The 3,805-nt window shown below is 71.8% G+C and carries 6 protein-coding genes; 4 read left to right on the top strand and 2 right to left on the bottom strand.

Annotated features, from left to right (window positions below):
- A partial coding sequence (locus D7W82_RS38760) for a TIGR02266 family protein (protein ID WP_199728000.1) occupies positions 1–525 on the bottom strand: 525 nt, incomplete at its 3' end.
- A gap of 179 nt (positions 526–704) precedes the next feature.
- Here D7W82_RS38760 and D7W82_RS38755 point away from each other — a divergent pair.
- The 4 genes from D7W82_RS38755 to D7W82_RS40325 all read left to right on the top strand — a co-directional run bounded on the left by D7W82_RS38755 (position 705) and on the right by D7W82_RS40325 (position 2,696).
- Positions 705–1,850, top strand: coding sequence for a hypothetical protein (locus D7W82_RS38755; protein WP_120623057.1), 1,146 nt, complete (start codon positions 705–707; stop codon positions 1,848–1,850).
- A gap of 135 nt (positions 1,851–1,985) precedes the next feature.
- Positions 1,986–2,288, top strand: coding sequence for a type II toxin-antitoxin system Phd/YefM family antitoxin (locus tag D7W82_RS38750; protein WP_158617811.1), 303 nt, complete (start codon positions 1,986–1,988; stop codon positions 2,286–2,288).
- Positions 2,281–2,529: a hypothetical protein gene (locus D7W82_RS38745; protein ID WP_120623055.1), complete on the top strand. Its 249-nt coding sequence runs from the start codon at positions 2,281–2,283 to the stop codon at positions 2,527–2,529. The genes D7W82_RS38750 and D7W82_RS38745 overlap by 8 nt, the downstream gene beginning before the upstream one ends.
- Complete coding sequence (locus D7W82_RS40325) at positions 2,526–2,696, top strand: PIN domain-containing protein (protein ID WP_147439767.1); 171 nt, start codon at positions 2,526–2,528, stop codon at positions 2,694–2,696. The genes D7W82_RS38745 and D7W82_RS40325 overlap by 4 nt, the downstream gene beginning before the upstream one ends.
- A gap of 25 nt (positions 2,697–2,721) precedes the next feature.
- On the opposite strand, the gene D7W82_RS38740 is transcribed toward D7W82_RS40325, so the two are convergent.
- Positions 2,722–3,805: hypothetical protein (locus D7W82_RS38740; RefSeq protein WP_120623054.1), on the bottom strand; the 1,084-nt coding region annotated here is incomplete at its 5' end.

Raw genomic sequence — 3,805 nt, 5'->3', positions numbered from 1 at the left:
GACGGCGGTGGGACGCGCTGGGGCGGCGGCGGGCCGGGGCGCGGCGGCGGTGGAAACCGGCGGCGCGGCCACGGGCGGACGCACCGGCGCACTCAACGGCGCGATGCCCGGCGCGCTCAACGGCGCGATGCCCGGCGCCACGACCGGAGCAATGGACGGCAGCGGCGCGGCGGCGGGCACGGCACCGCCACCCGGCTTGCGCTGGAGCATCAGGTCCACGAGCGCGCGGCTCGCGGTATCCAGTTCCTGGAACTGCAACCCCATGCCCGGAGGCCCCGCGGGGTCGTTCACGTCGCGCACCCAGCGCACGGTCGCGGTGCCTTGAAGCACGCGCACGCCGTTGGCGATCTGCACGTCGAAGCGCACGGGCGTGCCCACCGGCTGCGGCGTGCGCGAGCGGATGAACATGCCCCCGGGGCTGATGTTGGTGGCGAACTCCTCGGTGAAGCTCCCCACGGTCTCATGCTTGAGCTTCACCAACAGACCGACCGACTTGCGGTCCGAGGTACGCCGACCTTGATCCATGGTTCAGCACTGTCGCGTTCGGGGGCCATTCCCTCAAGGGGGTTCTGGCCCCCTGCCCGTCCGGCCGGTGCCCGTTCGAGACCTCCAGGTGCGCATCTGACTTACCTGTATGTCCCCGCTATCCTGGGACTTCGTTTCCCTCAGGAAGAGATCCGGGTCCACCGGACGGGAGTCCCCCGATGAACGCGGTCCCCCATTTCGCCCCGGCTCCCCTGCATGCGCGGTGGTTGGTGGACCGACGGCATGACCTGCTCTCCACGGTGGGGGGACTGGGCGCGAGCCTGGCGCTGATGGCGTTGCACGTGCTGGGGGGCGTGAGCGGGCCGCCGCTGTGGTGGGCGTGGGTGCTGCTGCTGGACGGGCCGCACCTGTTCGCGACGGTGTCGCGCACGTACCTGGACGCTCGGGAGCGGAAGGCGCGAGCCCGGCTGCTCTGGGGCAGCCTGGCGTGGTTCGCGGCGGGGCCGGCGGTGTTCGCGGCGTCGGTGCTGTCCGGGCAGCGCTGGCCGTTCGCGGTGTTCGTGACGCTGGCGGCGCTGTGGGCGTACTGGCACGTGGTGCGGCAGCACTACGGCATCATGGTGCTCTACCAGCGCAAGGCCGGAGAGCGGGACGCGTGGGACCGGCGGCTGGACAGCGTGACCCTGTACGTGGGGCTGCTCGCGCCGTTCGTGGCGTTCGCGCTGACGCATCCGGGGGCGCGGCGCCGGTTGGGGCTGATGGCGGAGCCGACCTGGGAGGTCGGGGTGGCGCACGCGTGCTTCGCGGTGGTGCTCGCGGTGGTGGGGCTGCTGGCGGCGAGGCAGGTGTGGCGGTGGCGCCGGGGCCTGGGCGTGAACGGGCCCAAGGTGTTGATGCTGGGCGCGGCGCTGGGGCTGACGTCGCTGGTGTTCTGGCCGTCGGTGTCGCGGCGGATGGACTTCCTGATGTTCACCGTGGCGGTGACGGCGTTCCACAACGTGCAGTACCACGGCATCGTCTGGTTCTTTCACCGCAACCGCTACCACGCGGACGGCGTGGACCGGACCGCGTTCGGTTGGGCGCCGAGGGTGAGTCAGCGCTTCATCGTCTACGCGCTCTGCGGGCTCGCCTTCACGCTGGTGTACCGGACACTGGGCTGCGGAATGGGCGTGCATCCGGGCTGCGGCTCCTTCGATGCGAAGGTGGCGATGGGAGGCAGTGGGCTCACGCTGAGGGATTTGATGGAAGGCTTCATCTGGGGCTTCGCGCTGCACCACTACTTCCTGGACCAGTACATCTGGCGCGTGCGCAAGGACGCGGGGCTCAACCAGGACCTGAAGCTGAACACCGCGGCGGCGGCCTGACGCCCGGGCCGGAAGGCATGTCGGACCTGCGCCTATTATCCGCGCACCATGGCCAGCAAACATCGACGGCGGACACCTCCTCGTCCCGCGACCGCGCGTCGCGCCGCCGCATCACCGCCCACGTGGCCCCTGCCCATGCAGCGCATCCCGCTCAGCGAAGCGCGCAGCCATCTCAGTGCGCTCGTGCAGCAGGCGGCCACCCAGCGGCATGTCACCGCCATCACGGTGCACGATGAACTGAAGGCGTTCCTCATCGCGCCCTCGCGATTGGAGGCCCTGCTGGAAGCGGAGCGAAAGGTGCGTCCCGCCCGGAAGCGGAAGTCGAAGCTTCGCGGCTCCCTGCGCATCGTTGGTGACCTGGAGGCTGCCGAAGAGAGCCCCAGTCAGCGACTCCAGCGCTCGGCCCTGACCTCCGCGGAGGTGCTGGAGCGTGAGTGAGGGCTACGTGCTCGACACGAATGCCCTGCACTTCTACGCGGGCGACCAGTTCCAGAAGCTCGGGCCCACGGCGAAGCGCGCGTTCTCCGCCTTCGAGCACCGGCGCGGCTATCTGGTGGTACCCGCGCCCGTCGTGCTGGAGACGTGGTTGCTGGCCCAGGGCGGGAAGCTGCGTTTCCCCACCACGCTGGATGCCTGGTGGCGGACATTGACTGTCCGGAGTTGGTCCACGACTCCATGAGCGATGCGGATGTCCGGGAGGCGGCCCGGCTCGACTGGGAACATCGGGACCACTTCGACCGGCTCATCGTGGCGGCGGCCCGCAGACTCGGACTGCCGCTCCTCACCCGCGACCGCGCCATCTCCGGCTGGGCGCAGGACACCGGAGGCATCGAGGTCGCGTGGTAGCGCGGCCCCGAGGCCTCCGTCCAAATCACGGCGTCACGAGCCGCAGGAACGCATCCTGGTTCCACGTGTCGCCCGCGCCGTCGCGCTGCCAGCCGGACACCACCAGCCCGGACTCCGGCGCCGCCACCAGCGTCGTCGCGGCCAGCGAGCACGTGCCGCTCTCGCACGCCTCCGGCGCCAGCGACCTCGTGCCCAGCAGCGCGCCGTCCGCCGCGTAGCGCGTCACCGTGTTGCCGCACGCCGTGGCCACCGGGCCCGCGGGCTCCACCGCCGCCACCGTGCCCACCGACGTCGCGCCGCACGGGGGCTGCTTCACCCAGCGCTCCTGCCCGTCCGCCGTCGCCGTCAGCACGAACGGGCCGCCCTCATCCAGCGCCACGCCGTTCCACACCAGCAGGCCCACCGCTTCGCCCGCCACCGCCACCGTGCCATCCGCGCCCACCGACACGGAGCCCACGCGGCCGTTCACTCCCGGCACCTCGCGGCCCCACGCCAGCGCTCCGTCCGCGCTGAACGCCAGCACCACGAAGCCGCCCGTGCCCTGCGCGTCGAACGTGCGCCCGTCCACCGTCACCGGGCCCACCAGCCGCCCGGCCACCACCGGCGTGCCCGTCCCCGACAGCGCCACCGCCGACAGCAGCGTGCCCTCCTTCGCGCCGTCGAACGTCTTCGTCCAGCTCACCGTGCCGTCCGCCGCGTAGCGCACCAGCTGGGGCGTGTGGGCCTCCGGCGTCCACTCCTCGCCCAGGGCCACCACTCCGCCCGCCGCGTCCGCCGCCACCGCGTAGACCTTCTGGCCCACGCGGCGCTGCCACTCGGGCTCGCCCGCCTGCGTGAACTTCACCAGGAAGCCGTCCTGCGCCTCGCCCAGCCCGAAGTCCGCCGAGTACAGGAACGCGTTGCCGGACAGGAACACCGCGCCGTCACTCCCCGTGGAGCCCGCCACGCGCAGGTCCGACAGGCGGTTGCGCTCGAACTCCTTCGCCCACTGCTTCATCCCGTCCGCCGAGTAGCGGGACAGCGTCACCACCAGCCGCTCCCCGTCCACCTGCTCGCGGTCCTCATCCGAGCGCGGCGTGCCGGACGTCACCCACAGCACATCCCCGCCC

Source organism: Corallococcus sp. CA049B (genome assembly GCF_003611685.1).
GTDB lineage: Bacteria > Myxococcota > Myxococcia > Myxococcales > Myxococcaceae > Corallococcus > Corallococcus coralloides.
This window is presented reverse-complemented; position numbering and strand designations above follow the sequence as displayed.

Excerpts from the sequence above, each read along its gene's own strand:
- D7W82_RS38755 (WP_120623057.1), top strand. The coding sequence starts at position 705 with ATGAACGCGGTCCCCCATTTCGCCCCGGCTCCCCTGCATGCGCGGTGG.
- D7W82_RS38750 (WP_158617811.1), top strand. The coding sequence starts at position 1,986 with ATGCAGCGCATCCCGCTCAGCGAAGCGCGCAGCCATCTCAGTGCGCTC.
- D7W82_RS40325 (WP_147439767.1), top strand. The coding sequence starts at position 2,526 with ATGAGCGATGCGGATGTCCGGGAGGCGGCCCGGCTCGACTGGGAACAT.